Genomic DNA, 15373 nt, shown 5'->3' with positions numbered 1-15373 from the left:
GTGCGACGCTTCGCGGGTGACTGACGTGATCTTCCGGCCCGCTACCCGGGCCGACCTGCCGGCGATCGTTGCGCTGCTGGCCGACGACCCGATCGGCGCCGGGCGGGAGACGGTGGCCGAAGAGGTCGACGCGGCCTACTGGCAGGCCTTCGACGCCATCGACGGCGATCCGCGCAACACGGTGGTCGTCGCCGAGCTCGGCGGCGAGGTCGTCGGCACGCTGCAGCTGATCATGATCCCGTCGCTGACCCGGCGCGGCGGCACGCGCATGGAGATCGAGGGAGTACGCGTCGCGGCCGCACACCGCGGCGCCGGCCTGGGTCGCCGGATGATCGATTGGGCCGTGGCCGAGGCCCGTGTCGCTGGCTGCTCGCTGGTGCAGCTCACCACCGACAAGCGGCGGGCCGACGCCCAGCGGTTCTATGAGTCACTGGGCTTCGCCGCGACCCACGAGGGCATGAAGCTTCTGCTCTAGCCCTCGTCGGTCCAGTTGGCCGGGTTCTTCTTGCTCGGCTGCACCCGCGGCGGCTCCCCCGGCATCTTGGGGTGGTCGGGAGGATAGGGCATGTCGCCGCCACGGCCCTCGCGCTCGTCGGCCGCCGACCACTCGAGCAGCGGCGTGATGTCGAACGCCGCGTCGTTGATCCCGGCGTGCGGGTCGCCGATCTCCGCGAACCGCTTGGGCAGCGTACGCAGGTCGAAGTCGTCCGGCTCCACGTCGGGCAGCTCGGCCCAGGTCACCGGCGTCGAGGCGGTGGCCCGCGCGTTGGCCCGCAGCGAGTAGGCGCAGGCGATCGTGCGGTCGCGGGCCATCTGGTTGAAGTCGACGAACACCCGCTCCCCGCGCTCCTCCTTCCACCAGCTCGTGGTGACCAGGTCGGGCCGGCGCCGCTCCAGCGCCCGGGCCAGCGCGATCGTCGCCCGGCGCACCTCGACGAACGTCCACCGTGGCTCGATCCGCAGGTAGACGTGCACGCCGCGACCGCCGGAGGTCTTCGGCCAGCCGGTCGTGCCCAGCTCTTCGAGGATCGCGCGCAGCTCACCGGCCGCCTCGGCCGCGTCGCCGAAGTCGGTGCCCGGCTGCGGGTCGAGGTCGATCCGCAGCTCGTCGGGGTGGTCCGGGTCGGCCGCCCGGACGGGCCAGGCGTGGAAGACCACGGCGTTCATCTGCGCGGCCCAGGCGACGTGGGCGAGGTCGACGGGACACAGCTCGGTGGCGGTGCGGCCGCTCGGGAAGGTGATCTCGGCGCCGGTGAGCCAGTCGGGCGTGCCGCGGGCCGGCAGCCGCTTCTGGTAGAACGCCTCGCCGTCGATCCCGTCCGGGAACCGCTGCAGGGTCGTCGGGCGGTGGTCGAGCGCCCGCATGATCCCGTCGCCCACGGCCAGGTAGTAGTCGAACACGTCCTGCTTGGTGTAGCCGGCCCGCGGAAACATCACCCGGTCCGGGCTGCTGAGCCGCACGGCGTGCCCGGCGACCTCAACCTCGACAGCGGCGGCCTTCTTCGACGGCATGCCCTCGACCCTAAGCCCCGACCGCGGCCCGCCGGGGGCCCGTCCTGTTTCGGAATGGTCCGAGTAAGCCCGCGGGAGCGTCGGTCCGTGGTGGCTGCCGCTAGTCGACGAAGGGTGCGTCCCGCCGCCGGATCGCGTCGCGCAGGACGGGCACGTCAGGCCCGAACAAGGGCGCCGGAAGCCGTTCGAGCGGATACCAGCCGAGGTCGGTGGCCTCACCGTCCGGCATGGCGGTCCGGCTGCGCGGCTTGCCCAGGAACACCGCGCCGACGCACTGCACAATCGTGCCGTCCGGGTAGCGATGGGTCTGTGTAGCGGGATCGCTGTAGAGGCCGAGCAGTCCGTCCAGATCGATGTCCCAACCGGTTTCTTCCCTGCATTCGCGTCGGGCCGTCTGCTCCCAGGTCTCGCCCGGCTCCATCCCGCCGCCGGGGAGGCCCCAGGTGCCTTCGCCGGCACGCCGCATGAGCAGAACCCGGTCGCGCTCGTCGATGACCACGACGCCGCAGCAGACCCGAAGCTCGATCTCTTCTCCGCCCATCGCGCGATCGTGTCAGACGGCGCGCGCGACGACGGTCCCGTCGCCGAAGATCAACGCTTGCACATACGCAACACCCCCACGAGCGGGGTGTTGCGTATGTGGCTGCAGAGCAAAGCCGCGCGAAACGTCAGGACGGGCTGGGGCGGCGGCGGTGGCGGCCGACGTAGCGGGCGCCGCGGCGGACGCCGGCCAACTGCATGGCCGCGCCGCCGGCGGTCAGGACCCCGCCCAGACCCGCGATCGACCCGACCGGCAGCCCGGTCTTCGGCAGCTCGGGTTGCGCGGCCGGCGGCTCCGCGACCGGCCGCGGCAGCGGCACCGGCGGCGGCTCTTCCTGCGCGGTCGGCGGTGGCGGCTCCTCGTCGACCGGCGGGGCCGGCGGCTCCTCCTCGTCGTCGTCGCCGCACGAGGCCGCCGCGCCGCCGAGCACCGCGAGGCTGTTGCCGCAGACGTTCACCGGGATCTGGATCGGCACGACCACCTGCGTGCCGTTGAGGATGCCGGCGTTCTGGCCGCTGGCGATGTGCGAGACGCCGCTGCCGAACCTGGCCGCCGCGGGCAGTTCCGCCGGGCCCTCCTCGTCCGTCGCGGCCTCGTCGCCGGTCGGGTCGGCGGCGGGTGGCAGCAGGGCGGCGCCGTCGAGCGCGGCGTCGCGGGCCTCGTCGGCAACGGATTGGGCGCGGTCCGCGGCGGCCGCGGCGGTGCCGTCGCCGTTGTCAGCGGGCGCCATGCCGTCGCCGAGTGGCGCGGCGCCGGCCGCCTGGCCGGTGAGGGCGAGGGCGCCGGCCACGACCGCGAGGCCGGCGGCCGGCAGGGCAGCGCTGGCCGCCAGCCGTCGTTTGATCGTCATGATCCTGTTCCTGTCGTCCGGAAAGTTCGTACCGAGAGGAGCATTTGTCGGAGCCTAGATGGCTTTGTCCGAAAACGCCCAAGCAGCCGGGAGCAGATCACCCGGGCAGGGTCAGCCGTACCGGTGGGTCTCCCAGAGCAGACGGATCCGGAACTGCTTGCGCTCGAACTCCGGGTCACGCCCCAGCAGGTGCCCGTCGTACGGGGCCCGCAGCCGGACGATCGACCCGTCCACCAGTGGCAACGCCACCACCGTGCGCCGGCCGCGCCGCTCCATCCGCACCTCCACGACCCGCTGCCAGGCGGCCGAGTCGCCGAGCGCGCCCGGCACCGCCCACACCCCGGCGGAGTCGAGGTCGGTGCCGACCCGCCGGCCCACCAGCAGGCCCAGCACGCCGCCGAGGGGCACCGGCGCCACCAGCGCCCACCAGGCCTGCGGCGGCACCGTGCGCTGCGGCTCGACGCCGGTGATCCAGTGCGCCACGACGGGCGCGAGCAGTGCCGCCAGGCCGGTCAGCGCGAGCGCGCCGGCCACCAGCAGGCCCACCCACATCCCCCGCCCCAGCGCCTGGCGCCAGGTCGGGCGGAAACGCAGCGGATCGCCGGGAAGTGGCTGCTCCGCTTCACCACGGGCCGCTCGGGCCGGGGTTCGCATGCACTGTCAACGACGGGGTCACACCTTGGTAATCGGCTTCCGCGCGAAGGGGGTCGTACGGTGGAACGCATGGCACCCGACAAGTCCTCCCCCGTGTCCGAAATCCCCACCGACGAGCTGCCGAAGACCGACGCCGAGTGGCGGGTGCGCCTCAACCCGGAGGAGTTCCGGGTGCTCCGTCAGGCCGGCACCGAGCGGCCGTTCACGGGCGTATACGTCGACACCAAGACCCCGGGCACGTACGTCTGCCGGGCGTGCGGCGCCGCGCTGTTCGAGAGCGGCACGAAGTTCGACTCGCACTGCGGCTGGCCGTCGTTCGACGAGGCGATCCGGGGCGCGATCCGCTACATCGAGGACCGGTCGCTGGGCATGGTCCGGGTCGAGGTTCGCTGCGCCCACTGCGATTCCCACCTCGGCCACCGGTTCGACGGCGAGGGGTTCACGCCCAAGGACGCCCGCTACTGCATCAACTCCGTCAGCATGCGGCTCATCCCCGCCGAGTGACCGCTTCGGCGATCGTCACCTGCTCGGGTTCGAGCGCGACGTCGCCGTCCTCGACGGACCAGATCGAGTTCTGCAGGCTGCGGCCGACGGTCCAGACAGCCGCCCGCTCGCGGTCGAGGCCCATCGTCTCGACCATGACGTCGAACCGGCGCCGGACCGTGCGGACCGGCGCCGCCTTGTCCCACCGGTTCCACAACGCGGGCGCCAGTTCGAAGCCCGGGTCGCCGGCCAGCGGCTTGGGGTCGATCGCGAGCCACGGCTCCCGGCCGCCGGCTAGCACGTTCTCGTAGTGCAGGTCCCAGTGCAGCAGGCGGTCACCCGCGTCGCCGACCACCTCCGCGACCTGGTCGGCCCACCGCCGCAGCAGGCGCCCCTCGGCCGGGTCACGCAGCCGGGCCGCCAGCAGCGGCGCGTCGGCGATCAGCTTCTCGGCCCGGTCGGCCAGCCGTGGAATCTCCGGCGGCGCGGTGTACGCGTTGAGCCGGTTCAGCAGCGTGGCGATCACCCGTACCGCCGCCGTGTCGTCCTTGACCGCATGCAGGTCGCGGTCGGGGTCGAGGCGCTCGATCAGCAGGGTCCACGTCTCCGGGTCCTCGCGGAGCAGGCGGGCGGCGCCGTCGCCGGCCCAGGTGCGCAGCGCCAGACCCTCACCGGGATGGTCCCAGTCGGTGTCCTGGAGCTTGAGCATCGCCGGCGTGCCGTCATCGGTGATCACCGGAAGCACGAGCCCGGCCACGCCGCTGCGGGTCGGGCCGTCCCGGCGCAGCCGCCAGCGGTCGAGGTAGTCCGCCGCCACGCCGGCCACCCGTTCCACCCAGGCCCGGCCCGCTTCGCCGCGGAACCGGACCTGGGCGGCCACGAGAGCCGGGGGTACGACAATCTCTTCGGCGGTCATCCGGAGAGGTTAGTGCCCCGTTGACCGGTCTTTCAGGTGTTTACTGTGCGTGACCGAGAACGATCCGGCCACCGTGCCCGTCGATCCGGTCCGCCTGCTCGTCGTCGAGCCAGACGCCACCGGTGGCGAGGTAACGGAACGTGTACTCGCCCGGGTCGAGGTTGAGCGTGACCGTGCGGGTGCCGTCCCGCCGCGGCTGCAGCTCGTGCCGGCCGGGCTCCCAGCCGTTGAAGCAACCCACGACGCTGACCGGCCCGACCGGGTTGTCCTTGGGCAGGCTGAACGTCACGCGGGTCTTGTTGCCGAAGAGTCTGCTTCTCTTGATCATGTCGGCTCCTCCCGGTAAGGACACAACCTCTTGGAGCTTCCCTGCCCGGACGAGGACATGGACGGACCGACACACCGGGCGTTTTTCGATGTTTCACCTGCGCAAATCCGGCGTTCCGGTTGCCCGCCCACCCCGCCTCGGGTCACGCTGCGGGTAACGCGATTGGGGGGCCGACGCCATGGCCGTGTGTGAAACCTGTGGCAACGACTACTGGTTGTCGTTCGAAGTGACGACGATCAGCGGCGACCGGCACGTCTTCGACTCGTTCGAATGCGCCATCCAGCGCCTCGCGCCGATCTGCGAGCACTGTGGCGTCAAGATCGTGGGCCACGGCGTCGAGGTGGGCGGCCGGTTCTTCTGCTGCGCGCACTGCTCGCGGGCCTCGGCCGGCGCCGAGGGGGCGAAGATCACCGACACCGTGGGCGCGCACCCCGGCTGAGGGTCCCTATGCTCGTTGGTCATGCAGCCCCGGACCGAAGACGTACGGGTGGCGTCCTTCGCCGACCTCGACACGACCACGCTGTACCGCCTGCTCGAGTTGCGCTGCGCGGTGTTCATCGTCGAGCAGGAGGCGGCGTACCTCGACATCGACGGGCGCGACCTCGAGCCCGGGACCCGGCACGTCTGGGTCGCGCGGTCCGGCCTCCCGGTCGCCTACCTGCGGGTGCTGGCCGAGCCGGACGGCGTGCAGCGGATCGGCCGCGTCGTGGTGGCCAAGGAGGGGCGTGGCTCGGGCCTGGCCGGCCGGCTGATGGACGCGGCCCTGGAGATCGTCGGCGCCCGCCCGTCGGTCCTCGACGCCCAGGCGCACCTGGCCGGCTTCTACGGCCGCTACGGCTACACGATCAGCGGCGAGGGCTACCTCGAGGACGGCATCCCGCACGTTCCGATGGCCCGGGCGGCATAGCTTTGGGGGCATGACCACCCCGACGTTGTACGAGTGGGCAGGCGGCCGGGAGGCCATCGCTCGGATGATCAACGCGTTCTACGACCGGGTGGAGCGGGACGACCTGCTGAGCCCGTTCTTCCCCGGCGGCGTCACGGCGGCGCACCGCGACCACGTCACGACCTGGTGGTCCGAGGTGTTCGGCGGTCCGGCGGACTACACCGACAAGCTCGGCGGCTACGAGAACATGCTGGCCCACCACCGGAACCTCGGCATCACGCCCGAGCACCGCTACCGGTTCGCGTCGCTGATGAGCCTCGCCGCCGACGACGCCCGGCTGCCGGCCGACCCCGAGTTCCGGGCGGCGCTGGTCGGCTATCTCGAATGGGGCACCCGGATCGCGATGGCCAACTCGCAGCCGGGCGCGACGCCGGCCGAGCACGCGCCCGTGCCCCACTGGGGCTGGGGAGTAGCGCCGCCCTACCAGCCCTAAGGGGCAACAGGAAGCGCCGCTGACCCGCCTGGAGGCCCTTAAGGCAGGGCCTCCACCAGCTCGCTCATGCTGCGGCGGCGGCCCGTGTAGAACGGGACCTCCTCGCGCACGTGCCGGCGGGCCCGCGACGCGCGCAGCTCACGCATCAGATCGACGATCCGGTGCAGCTCGTCGGCCTCGAAGGCCAGGATCCACTCGTAGTCGCCGAGGGCGAACGACGCCACCGTGTTGGCCCGCACGTCCGGGAAACCACGCGCCTGCCGGCCATGCTCGGCGAGCATGTCGCGGCGGTCCTCGTCGGGCAGCAGGTACCACTCGTAGGAGCGGACGAACGGGTAGACGCAGACGTAGGCCCGGGCGTCCTCACCGGCCAGGAACGCCGGCAGGTGGCTCTTGTTGAACTCGGCCGGCCGGTGCAGCGCCAGCTGCGACCAGACCGGCGCCAGGTGCCGGCCCAGGGCGGTCCGGCGGAACTGGGCGTACGCCTCCTGGAGCGCGTCGCTGGTCGGCGCGTGCCACCAGATCAGCACGTCGGCGTCGGCCCGCAGGCCCGACACGTCGTAGGTGCCCCGGACCACGACGTCCTTGCTGGCCAGGTCGGCGAAGAGGGTGTCGACCTCGGCGGCCAGGCCGGCGCGGCGGGTCGGCGGGAGCGGCTCCGCGGCCCGGAACACCGACCACATCGTGTAGCGGATGGTGTCGTTGAGCTCCCGGATCCGGGCGGCGTTGGTCTGCTCCGTCATGCCTTCATCCTCTCTCAGCCGCGTCGCTGCGGGTCCCGCAGGGCGGCAAGCACGGCGTCGGCGGCGGCTTCGCCCGAGCGTACGCAGATCGGGATCCCCACCCCGTCGTAGCCGGCGCCGGCCAGGGCGACCGTCGGCGCGCTCGCGCGCAGGGCGGCCCGAGCGGCGGCGACCCGGTCGAGATGCCCGGGCGCGTACTGCGGCAACGCCCCGCCCCACCGCTGCACCTTCGTCTCCAACGGCTTCGGCAGGCTGTGCTCGACCAAATTGGACAGTTCCCTGTGGACGATCGCGGCCAGCTCGGCGTCGTCGCGCTGCAGCACGTGCTCGTCGCCGTAGCGGCCGACCGAGGCCCGAACGAGCGCGACCCCGTCAGGCCGGGCCAGGTGGGCCCACTTGGTCGAGAAGAAGGTGGCGGCCTTGACCGCGGTGCCGTTCTCGGCCGGCACGAGGAAGCCGGACAGCTCCGGCAGCTCAGGGCGGGGCAGCGCGAGGGTGACCAACGCCACGCTGGCGTAGTCGAGGGCGCCGACGCGCTCGGCCGCGACGTGCTCCACGGCGGCGAGCAGCCGGGCCGCCGGCCGGGCCGGCACCGCCAGCACCACCGCGTCGACGGTCACGTGTTGCGGGTCGCGGGTCGGCCCGACGGTCAACCGCCAGCCCTCGGGCGTGCGGGCGAGCTCGCGGACCGTGGCGCCGAGCCGGATCTCGGCGCCCGAGGCCGCGGCGGCCGCCTCGACGAGCCGGCTGACGCCGCCGCGCACGGTGGCGAAGACGGCGCCGCCCGGCACCCGCGGGAACGCGGCCTGGGCGGCCTTCACCGCGCCGGTCAGGGTGCCCTCGACCCGGGCCTGCTGGGCCAGCGCGGGCATGGTGGCGGCCAACGAGAGCTGGTCGGCCCGACCGGCGTAGACGCCGCCGAGCATGGGGTCCACGAGCCGGTCCACGACCTGGTCGCCCAGCCGTCGCCGGACCAACGCGCCGACCGCGACGTCCGCACCCTCGGCGAGCAACGGCCGCCCGGCGTCGAGATCGTGGTCGGCGACGCGCGCGACGCCCTCAAGGGCGGCGAGATCGCCGGGAACACCGGTCAGCGTGCCGCGCGGCATCGGCACCAGCTTGCCGTCGACCGCGAGCGCCGCGGCCCCGACGGCGGGGTTGACCAGGTCGGCACCGAGCCCGACGCGCCGGGCCAGCGTGATCGCGGGCGAGTCCGCACCGGTCGCGGCGTCCCTTACCAGGAACGCCTCGGCGCCGAGCTCGACCGGCGACCCGGCCAGCTCCCCGGTCCGCAGCTTCCCGCCCAGGGTCGCGCCCTGCTCGAAGACCGTGACACGCACGTCGGGCGCCTGATCCCTGATCCGCACCGCGGCGGCCAGTCCGGCAATGCCCCCACCGATCACCGCCACGCTTCGCATGGCACCACCATATGGCGGCGAGGATCAGGCGGTGCGGCGGCCGGGTAGGGCTGTGACGCCGGGCGGCGGCAGGCCCGCCGTCGAGGCCAGCAGGGTCGACCAGGCCAGCAGGTGGGCGCCGAGGTCGTCGTCGGTGGGGGTCCAGCTCGCCCGGATCTCGATGTCGGCGGCGGTCGGCGGGCCGGCCAGGTCGCCGAACCGGGTCGACATGGTCTGGGTGACGGTGCCGCCGATGGCGCGGTAGTGCGCGTCCTGGGCGTCGAGCGCGTCGGTCAGCCACGTCCAGCCGACCGTGGGCAGCAGCGGGTCGGCGGCCATGTCGACGTCGACCTCGGCGGTCACGTAGGTGACCAGCCGCATCGTGCCCTCCCAGGCCTCGTGCCCGGCCGGGTCGTGGAGCAGGATCAGCCGGCCCGTCGCCATCTCGTCGTCGTCGGGCTTGGTCACCGAGGCGCTGAGCGCGAACGTGAACGGCGCCAGCCGCTGGGGCGCGCCGACCTCTTCGAGGACGATCTCGGCGCGCGGGGTCGCGGCGCGAAGGCTGGCGACGGCGTTCGCGAAGACGTCGGGAACCGCTGTCGGAGCCATGACCGCAGCCTATGCATGGATGCGGGCGCCATGGGGGTAGGGCACGCCGGGGGCCCTGGCAAGATCGGCTGGGCCGGCGCGGACAAAACCGACTTATTTCGCGGAAAGCTCGTGTACTAGCGCGGTGACGCGGGTCAGCACCGTCGGATCGATCTCCGGCAGCACGCCGTGACCGAGGTTGAAGATGTGCCCCGGCGCGGCCCGGCCCTGGTCGAGCACCCGGCGCACCTCGGCCTCGACGACCTCCCACGGCGCCAGCAGCGTGCACGGGTCGAGGTTGCCCTGCACCGCCTTGTCGGGGCCGATCCGGCGGGTGGCGACGTCGAGCGGCGTACGCCAGTCGACCCCGACCACGTCGGCGCCGGCCTCGCCCATCGCGCCCAGCAGCTCGCCCGTGCCGACGCCGAAATGGATCCGCGGCACGCCCGTCTCGGCCAGCCCCGCCAGCACGGCCGACGAGTGCGGCAGCACGAAGCGGCGGTAGTCGGCCTCGGACAGCGCGCCGACCCACGAGTCGAACAGCTGCACCGCGGCGACGCCGGCGTCGACCTGCACGCGGAGGAAGGTCAGCGCGTTCTCGGCCAGCCGGGCGCAGAGGGCGTGCCAGGTGTCGGGGTCGCCGTACATCAGCGCCTTGGTCTTGGCGTGCGTCCGCGACGGCCCGCCCTCGACCAGGTAGCTGGCCAGCGTGAACGGCGCACCGGCGAAGCCGATCAGCGGCGTGTCGCCCAGCTCGGCGGTGCTGAGGCGGACGGCCTCGTCGACGTAGGAGACGTCGACCGGGTCGAGCCGGCGCAACCGGGCCACGTCCTGCGGGGCGCGGATCGGCTCGTCGACCACCGGCCCGGTGCCGGCCACGATGTCGACGCCCACGCCGGCCGCCGCGACCGGCACCACGATGTCGCTGAACAGGATCGCCGCGTCGACGCCGTGCCGGCGAACCGGCTGCAGCGTGATCTCGGTGACCAGGTCGGGACGGCGGATCGTCTCGAGCATCCCGATGCCCGCCCGCAGCTCCCGATATTCCGGCAGCGAGCGCCCGGCCTGGCGCATGAACCAGACCGGCGTGTGCGGGGCGTCCTGACCCCGGGCGGCGCGGACCAGGGCGGAGTCGGTGTGCGTCGTCGTCGTCATCGCCCCCATCGTTTCACGGTCGTCTTGCCCGCCGATCTCCGCTATGGTCGACCGCAACTCGATCGTTGGCGGTCGATGCTTCCGCGGCACCGCGCCCGCCGCCTGACGTCTCCCGGCCCTTCTCGAGCCTCGGTGTGACTCGGGCGGATTTCCCCTGCCCGGTTTCCCGAGGAGAGCTCTGTGCTCAGCACCGAATTCCGTCTGCTCTGGTCCGCTTCCGCGATCTCCAACATCGGCGACGGCGTCACGATGATCGCCGGCCCGCTGCTCGTCGCCTCCCTGACCGACGACCCGGCCCTCGTCGCCGGCGCCGCTTTCGTGCAACAACTTCCGTGGCTCTTCGCCCCGATCTCCGGCGCGTACGTCGATCGCCTCGACCGCCGCCGCGTGGTGCTGCTGGCCAACCTCGCCCGCGCCGCGATCATGTTCGGCCTCGCCGCGGCCGTGTGGTCGGGTACGGCCGGCATCCCGCTCGTCTACGCCGCGTTCCTCCTGCTCGGGGTCGGGGAGACGGTGGCCGACCCGGCGTACGGCGCGATCCTGCCCGCCATCGTGGAGGACGCGGACCTGGAGCGGGCCAACGCCCGCCTCTTCGCCACGTTCACCGTCGGCAACCAGCTCGCCGCCAAACCGCTCGGCGCCTACCTTTTCGTGGTCGGCGCGGCGGTCCCGTTCGGCTTCGACGCGATCACGTTCCTGGCCGCGGGCGGGGTGCTGGCGCTGCTCCGGCCTCTGCCCGGCCGGGCCGCCCCGCGCGCCCGGAGCACCCTGCGGGCCGACATCCGCGAAGGACTCCTGGCGCTCTGGCAACGCCCGGCCCTGCGGCTGCTCGCCGTCTGCCTCGCGGTGATGAACCTGCTGTTCTGCGCGGCCTTCGCGACGTTCGTGCTCTACGCGCAGCGGCGCCTGGGCCTGACCCCCGTGGCGTACGGCGTGCTGCTCTCGATCTGGGCCGTCGGCGGGCTGGTCGGGGCGCTGGTCGCCACCCGGCTGCGCGCCCGGTTCGGCCCCGGCTCGCTGCTCCGGGTGGGCCTGCTGATCGAGATCGCCACCCAGGTGGTGCTGGCGACGACCCGGACACCATGGGTCGCCACCGCGGTCCTGGTGCTGTTCGGCGTGCACACGACGGTGTGGGGCGTGGTCACGATGTCGATCCGCCAACGACTCGTGCCGGACGCGTTGCGGGGCCGGGTCGGCAGCACCTACGCGATGCTCGACCTGGGTGGGGCGGCACTCGGCACCCTGGCCGGCGGCGCGCTGGCCGGCGCCACCTCCCTGACCGCCCCGTTCTGGGCGGCCGCCGCCGGCATGACCGTCCTGACCGGCGTCGCCTGGCCCCACCTCACCGACCAGACCCTGACGCCGAGCTAGGGCCTATCCGGTGGATCAGGGTGGTGCTCCACCGGATAGGCCCTAAGCCGGCGGCCCACCGGGTGCGGCCGCCGCGGAAAGGGAGATCGCGGCGGCCGCACCGGTTCAGCAGATCTTGAAGGCGTCGCAGGCGACCTTGATCGGCACCGCGAGCCCGATGCCCTCGGCATTCTGCGCCTTCGCCGTGGCGATGCCCACCACCTGCTTGGCCGAGTTGATCACAGGGCCGCCCGAGTTGCCGGGGTTGATCGGCGCGTCGAACTGGATCATCGGGCCGTTGCTGTCCGGCAGCTCGCGCACCGCGCTCACCACGCCCGTCGTCACGGAGTCGCTGAGACCCAGCGGCGCGCCCACCACGACCACCGGCTGGCCCGACTTGACCCCGCCCTTGGCGGTGACGAGACCATTGATCTTGGTGCTGGTACGCAGGTGCGCCACGTCGCCGCCCCGGTTGACCGACACGATCGTGGCCGGGTAGCGCTTGCCCGCCCGCTCCAGGAACACCTCGCGACCCCCGCCGTCGTAGACGCCCTCGACCACATGGAAGTTGGTGATCAGGTTGGTCTTGCCGCCGGCCTGCTTGCCCACCGCGAACGCCGTGCCGGTCACGTCGCCCGAGGCCACCCGGAACACGCTGGGCAGCGCGGCGCTGGAGATGGCCTCCGGGTTGAACGCCGCGCCGGCCTTCTTCTCCAGATCGGCCGCCCGTCCGTCGAGCCCGTCGAGGCGGCCCGCGACCGCGGCGCGGTCGTCGGCCTGGGTCCGCTCGCTGGCGGCCAGCCGGTCGCCGAGCTGCTCGATCCGGACGGCCTGGTAGGCCACGACGCCGGCCAGCAGGACGACGAGGGCGAAGGTCGCACCGACGGCCCAGCGGCGGTTTTCACCTTTCCGGGTCTCCGCCGGCGGGGGTGGCGTGACCACGCCGGGGCCGAACGGCGGCCCGGGGTCGAACCGCGGGCGGGGTGGGACGGGTCCCGCGTCGACGGGGTGGCGGGGGGCCGGTGGCGCGTACTCCGGCGGGGTCCAGGCAACCCGCTCGCTCGGACCACGCGGGCCAGGTGGGGCATAAGGCGGCGCTCCGAGACCGGCCCGCTCCGTGGGCCGGTAGATCGGGCCGTCGGTTGTGCGCTCGTCCCCGGCGGACATCTCCGCTCCCTCCCGTCGCACCGGACTGGGCCCCCGCGCGACCGTACCGCACCTCCCGACGCGCCGACCCGGCTGTCCGATGCGTGACGGCGCGCCTACTAGGGTTGGCAGGTGACCGACGAACCACCCCTGCGCCGTCGGGCCGCACGCCGAGCGGGGGACGAGTCGCCCACCTCCCCCGAAGCGGACGGCCCCTCCACCGGCTCCCCCGACGGCCCGACGGCCCCGGAGCCTCCGGCCGCGGCCCCGGCCGGCCCCGCGCCGCAGCTGCTCACGGCCCCACGCGAGGGCACGCCCGCGCCCGTGGAGACGCCCGACGAGCTGGCCGAAGCCGTGGCCCGCTTCGCCGCCGGCACCGGCCCCGTGGCGATCGACGCCGAGCGTGCCTCGGGCTACCGCTACAGCCAGCGGGCCTACCTGGTCCAGCTCCGGCGCGGCGGCTCCGGCACCGTGCTGATCGATCCGCTGCCGCTGGGCGACCTGCGTACGCTCGATGCCGCCATCGCCGACGCCGAGTGGGTGCTGCACGCCGCCAGCCAGGACCTGCCGTGCCTGTCCGACCTCGGCCTGCGCCCCCGCCGGCTCTTCGACACCGAGCTGGCCGGTCGACTCGCCGGCTTCGAGCGCGTCGGCCTGGCCGCGCTGACGGAACAACTCCTCGGGTACGCGCTGGAGAAGCACCACTCCGCCGCCGACTGGTCGAGCCGCCCGCTGCCGGAGTCGTGGCTCTCCTATGCCGCCCTCGACGTGGAGCTCCTGGTCGACCTCCGCGACGCGCTGGCCGCCGAGCTCGTCGCCCAGGGCAAGCAGGACTGGGCCGCCGAGGAGTTCGCGGCGCTGGTCGCCTGGGGCGCGCAGCCGCCGCGCAACCGCCCCGACCCGTGGCGCCGCACCTCCGGCATCCACCGCATCCGCGGGGCGCGGGCCCAGGCGCGGGTGCGCGCGATCTGGTACGCCCGCGACGACATCGCCGCCCGCCGCGACTCGGCGCCGGGCCGGGTGCTGCCGGACTCGGCCATCATCGCGGCGGCCGAGATCGACCCCAAGGACGAGCGCACGCTGCTGTCGCTGCCGGGCTTCGGCGGCCGCTCGGTGCGCCGGCTGGCCCGCATCTGGCTCGACGCCCTCGACACGGCCCGCGGCCTGCCCGACGACGCCCTGCCGACCAACCCACCGATCGACGGCCCGCCCCCACCGCACCGCTGGGCCGAACGCGACCCGGTGGCCGCGGCCCGCCTGTCGCGCTGCCGCGAGGTGGTGACGACGACGGCGGCGGCACACAAGCTGCCGCCGGAAAACCTGATCACCCCGGACTCGATCCGCCGCCTGGCCTGGACCCCACCGGAAGACATCACCCCGGAAACCGTCTCGGCCACCCTCCGCGGCTACGGCGCCCGGGCGTGGCAGGTCTCCCTGATCGCCACCGACCTCGCCGCCGCCCTGGAGGCCCCCAAAGGCTGACCCCGTCAGCCTTGGTCGCGCCCGTTATGGCACGACGTCGGCCATCAGCGTCGGTGGCGGCGCATCGCGTCGACCCGACCGGCGAACTCGCGTGCCCTGAGGATCGGCACGCCGCGCCACGGGGACATCGCGGTGAGGTCGGTGTCCTCGGAGACGACGAGGAGGGCACCGACATCGGCGACCAGGTCGAGCACGAGGTTGTCCTCGTGGTCCGGACAGTCGTGAACTGTGCGCGGCGGCAGCACAACGCCGCCGCCGGACGCCTCGGCCATCTCGGTCAGGATCGCGCGGTAGTCGTCGGCTTCGGTCGTCGGGGTGCCGACGACCGCCATCAGCACACGGGTCGTGTTGTCGAGGACGTGCGGCGACAGCCAGAGCGCGAACTCCGCGGCGTCGTTGACGATGCCGAGACAGTCGGCGAACGGGTTGCCTGACGTCGGTGGTGGCGACGGCCACGAAAGGTAAGGGCTGTTGCCGGACGCGATCGCCTGGACGAGCACATTGACGTCGAAGACGACGGGCGTCGCGACGGGCCCGGGCAGGCTCACCCGCTCGCTCCCTTGTAGGCGTCTCGGATCAGGTCAGGCAAATCCTCGGGGGCGATGCCCCGCTCGGCTAGTCGCCGATGGTTGGCAGCCTGTAGCTCGCGTAGGCGCTCGGCGCGCAGCAGCGACTCCATCACCTTGAGCGTGGCCCGAAGGTAGGCCGACCTGTTGCCGCCACCGAAGTGCTCGACCAGTCGGTCGAGACGCTCCCGATCCTCGTCGGAAACCGCGAAGCCGATCGTCTGCGAAGCCATCCTCATCACCGCCCACGACCAGGCTACAACTCGCTGCATTCGACATGCAA

The 15373-nt window shown here is 73.3% G+C and carries 20 protein-coding genes; 7 read left to right on the top strand and 13 right to left on the bottom strand.

Annotation, left to right across the window (positions count from 1 at the left end):
• Positions 1-16 precede the first annotated feature (16 nt).
• Positions 17-475 carry a GNAT family N-acetyltransferase gene (locus O7635_RS18355; protein WP_278081656.1) on the top strand — a complete coding sequence of 153 codons (459 nt, stop codon included), beginning with the start codon at positions 17-19 and terminating at the stop codon, positions 473-475.
• On the opposite strand, the gene ligD is transcribed toward O7635_RS18355, so the two are convergent.
• The 4 genes from ligD to O7635_RS18335 all read right to left on the bottom strand — a co-directional run bounded on the left by ligD (position 472) and on the right by O7635_RS18335 (position 3557).
• On the bottom strand, positions 472-1512 hold the full coding sequence (gene ligD / locus O7635_RS18350) for a non-homologous end-joining DNA ligase (protein WP_278081655.1): 1041 nt from the start codon (positions 1510-1512) through the stop codon (positions 472-474). The genes O7635_RS18355 and ligD overlap by 4 nt on opposite strands.
• 100 nt (positions 1513-1612) lie before the next feature.
• Complete coding sequence (locus O7635_RS18345; protein WP_278081654.1) at positions 1613-2053, bottom strand: NUDIX domain-containing protein; 441 nt, start codon at positions 2051-2053, stop codon at positions 1613-1615.
• A gap of 127 nt (positions 2054-2180) precedes the next feature.
• Complete coding sequence (locus O7635_RS18340) at positions 2181-2903, bottom strand: chaplin family protein (RefSeq protein WP_278081653.1); 723 nt, start codon at positions 2901-2903, stop codon at positions 2181-2183.
• Positions 2904-3014: 111 nt separating this feature from the next.
• The gene (locus O7635_RS18335; protein WP_278081652.1) at positions 3015-3557 is read right to left on the bottom strand and encodes a hypothetical protein; all 543 of its coding nucleotides are present in this window, start codon (positions 3555-3557) and stop codon (positions 3015-3017) included.
• Positions 3558-3626: 69 nt separating this feature from the next.
• Between O7635_RS18335 and msrB the strand changes: the two genes are divergently transcribed.
• A complete protein-coding gene (msrB, locus tag O7635_RS18330) occupies positions 3627-4061 on the top strand; it encodes a peptide-methionine (R)-S-oxide reductase MsrB (protein WP_278081651.1) in 435 nt (144 codons plus the stop codon).
• On the opposite strand, the gene O7635_RS18325 is transcribed toward msrB, so the two are convergent.
• On the bottom strand, positions 4045-4956 hold the full coding sequence (locus O7635_RS18325; protein ID WP_278081650.1) for an aminoglycoside phosphotransferase family protein: 912 nt from the start codon (positions 4954-4956) through the stop codon (positions 4045-4047). The two genes, msrB and O7635_RS18325, sit on opposite strands and share 17 nt — an antisense overlap.
• Positions 4957-4996: 40 nt before the next feature.
• On the bottom strand, positions 4997-5284 hold the full coding sequence (locus O7635_RS18320) for an isoamylase early set domain-containing protein (protein ID WP_278081649.1): 288 nt from the start codon (positions 5282-5284) through the stop codon (positions 4997-4999).
• A 178-nt stretch (positions 5285-5462) separates the two neighbouring features.
• Here O7635_RS18320 and O7635_RS18315 point away from each other — a divergent pair, with 178 nt between their 5' ends.
• The 3 genes from O7635_RS18315 to O7635_RS18305 are packed head-to-tail and all read left to right on the top strand — an operon-like array spanning position 5463 to position 6663.
• Entirely contained in the window at positions 5463-5723 is a 261-nt protein-coding gene (locus O7635_RS18315) for a Prokaryotic metallothionein (RefSeq protein WP_278081648.1), read from the top strand.
• Between the two features lie 21 nt (positions 5724-5744).
• Positions 5745-6191, top strand: coding sequence for a GNAT family N-acetyltransferase (locus O7635_RS18310; protein WP_278081647.1), 447 nt, complete (start codon positions 5745-5747; stop codon positions 6189-6191).
• Positions 6192-6201: 10 nt separating this feature from the next.
• Positions 6202-6663, top strand: coding sequence for a group II truncated hemoglobin (locus tag O7635_RS18305; RefSeq protein WP_278081646.1), 462 nt, complete (start codon positions 6202-6204; stop codon positions 6661-6663).
• Positions 6664-6701: 38 nt separating this feature from the next.
• On the opposite strand, the gene hemQ is transcribed toward O7635_RS18305, so the two are convergent.
• From hemQ to hemE, 4 genes are all read right to left on the bottom strand, one after another.
• The gene (hemQ, locus tag O7635_RS18300) at positions 6702-7406 is read right to left on the bottom strand and encodes a hydrogen peroxide-dependent heme synthase (RefSeq protein WP_278081645.1); all 705 of its coding nucleotides are present in this window, start codon (positions 7404-7406) and stop codon (positions 6702-6704) included.
• Positions 7407-7420: 14 nt separating this feature from the next.
• Positions 7421-8824, bottom strand: a complete 1404-nt coding sequence (gene hemG, locus O7635_RS18295) for a protoporphyrinogen oxidase (RefSeq protein ID WP_278081644.1) — start codon at positions 8822-8824, stop codon at positions 7421-7423.
• Positions 8825-8848: 24 nt separating this feature from the next.
• Positions 8849-9412 carry a DUF3000 domain-containing protein gene (locus O7635_RS18290; protein ID WP_278081643.1) on the bottom strand — a complete coding sequence of 188 codons (564 nt, stop codon included), beginning with the start codon at positions 9410-9412 and terminating at the stop codon, positions 8849-8851.
• A 93-nt stretch (positions 9413-9505) separates the two neighbouring features.
• The gene (gene hemE, locus O7635_RS18285; RefSeq protein WP_278081642.1) at positions 9506-10546 is read right to left on the bottom strand and encodes a uroporphyrinogen decarboxylase; all 1041 of its coding nucleotides are present in this window, start codon (positions 10544-10546) and stop codon (positions 9506-9508) included.
• 180 nt (positions 10547-10726) lie between these two features.
• On the opposite strand from hemE, the gene O7635_RS18280 reads away from it, so the two are divergent.
• Entirely contained in the window at positions 10727-11917 is a 1191-nt protein-coding gene (locus tag O7635_RS18280; protein ID WP_278081641.1) for an MFS transporter, read from the top strand.
• Positions 11918-12022: 105 nt separating this feature from the next.
• On the opposite strand, the gene O7635_RS18275 is transcribed toward O7635_RS18280, so the two are convergent.
• Positions 12023-13063 carry a trypsin-like peptidase domain-containing protein gene (locus O7635_RS18275; protein WP_347405289.1) on the bottom strand — a complete coding sequence of 347 codons (1041 nt, stop codon included), beginning with the start codon at positions 13061-13063 and terminating at the stop codon, positions 12023-12025.
• A gap of 111 nt (positions 13064-13174) precedes the next feature.
• On the opposite strand from O7635_RS18275, the gene O7635_RS18270 reads away from it, so the two are divergent.
• On the top strand, positions 13175-14524 hold the full coding sequence (locus tag O7635_RS18270) for a ribonuclease D (RefSeq protein WP_278081640.1): 1350 nt from the start codon (positions 13175-13177) through the stop codon (positions 14522-14524).
• A gap of 44 nt (positions 14525-14568) precedes the next feature.
• On the opposite strand, the gene O7635_RS18265 is transcribed toward O7635_RS18270, so the two are convergent.
• Together O7635_RS18265 and O7635_RS18260 are read right to left on the bottom strand one after the other, a co-directional pair.
• Positions 14569-15072 (bottom strand): PIN domain-containing protein, encoded by a 504-nt coding sequence (locus O7635_RS18265; protein WP_278081639.1) that lies wholly within the window; start codon positions 15070-15072, stop codon positions 14569-14571.
• Positions 15069-15323 carry a hypothetical protein gene (locus O7635_RS18260; protein ID WP_278081638.1) on the bottom strand — a complete coding sequence of 85 codons (255 nt, stop codon included), beginning with the start codon at positions 15321-15323 and terminating at the stop codon, positions 15069-15071. Before O7635_RS18260 ends, O7635_RS18265 begins: the two co-directional genes overlap by 4 nt.
• Between the last annotated feature and the right edge of the window lie 50 nt (positions 15324-15373).

Origin of the sequence: Asanoa sp. WMMD1127 (genome assembly GCF_029626225.1) — a bacterium.
Lineage (GTDB): Bacteria > Actinomycetota > Actinomycetes > Mycobacteriales > Micromonosporaceae > Asanoa.
This window is presented reverse-complemented; position numbering and strand designations above follow the sequence as displayed.

Excerpts from the sequence above, each read along its gene's own strand:
- ligD (WP_278081655.1), bottom strand. The coding sequence starts at position 1,512 with ATGCCGTCGAAGAAGGCCGCCGCTGTCGAGGTTGAGGTCGCCGGGCAC.
- O7635_RS18345 (WP_278081654.1), bottom strand. The coding sequence starts at position 2,053 with ATGGGCGGAGAAGAGATCGAGCTTCGGGTCTGCTGCGGCGTCGTGGTC.
- O7635_RS18340 (WP_278081653.1), bottom strand. The coding sequence starts at position 2,903 with ATGACGATCAAACGACGGCTGGCGGCCAGCGCTGCCCTGCCGGCCGCC.
- O7635_RS18335 (WP_278081652.1), bottom strand. The coding sequence starts at position 3,557 with ATGCGAACCCCGGCCCGAGCGGCCCGTGGTGAAGCGGAGCAGCCACTT.
- msrB (WP_278081651.1), top strand. The coding sequence starts at position 3,627 with ATGGCACCCGACAAGTCCTCCCCCGTGTCCGAAATCCCCACCGACGAG.
- O7635_RS18325 (WP_278081650.1), bottom strand. The coding sequence starts at position 4,956 with ATGACCGCCGAAGAGATTGTCGTACCCCCGGCTCTCGTGGCCGCCCAG.
- O7635_RS18320 (WP_278081649.1), bottom strand. The coding sequence starts at position 5,284 with ATGATCAAGAGAAGCAGACTCTTCGGCAACAAGACCCGCGTGACGTTC.
- O7635_RS18315 (WP_278081648.1), top strand. The coding sequence starts at position 5,463 with ATGGCCGTGTGTGAAACCTGTGGCAACGACTACTGGTTGTCGTTCGAA.
- O7635_RS18310 (WP_278081647.1), top strand. The coding sequence starts at position 5,745 with ATGCAGCCCCGGACCGAAGACGTACGGGTGGCGTCCTTCGCCGACCTC.
- O7635_RS18305 (WP_278081646.1), top strand. The coding sequence starts at position 6,202 with ATGACCACCCCGACGTTGTACGAGTGGGCAGGCGGCCGGGAGGCCATC.
- hemQ (WP_278081645.1), bottom strand. The coding sequence starts at position 7,406 with ATGACGGAGCAGACCAACGCCGCCCGGATCCGGGAGCTCAACGACACC.
- hemG (WP_278081644.1), bottom strand. The coding sequence starts at position 8,824 with ATGCGAAGCGTGGCGGTGATCGGTGGGGGCATTGCCGGACTGGCCGCC.
- O7635_RS18290 (WP_278081643.1), bottom strand. The coding sequence starts at position 9,412 with ATGGCTCCGACAGCGGTTCCCGACGTCTTCGCGAACGCCGTCGCCAGC.
- hemE (WP_278081642.1), bottom strand. The coding sequence starts at position 10,546 with ATGACGACGACGACGCACACCGACTCCGCCCTGGTCCGCGCCGCCCGG.
- O7635_RS18275 (WP_347405289.1), bottom strand. The coding sequence starts at position 13,063 with ATGTCCGCCGGGGACGAGCGCACAACCGACGGCCCGATCTACCGGCCC.
- O7635_RS18260 (WP_278081638.1), bottom strand. The coding sequence starts at position 15,323 with ATGGCTTCGCAGACGATCGGCTTCGCGGTTTCCGACGAGGATCGGGAG.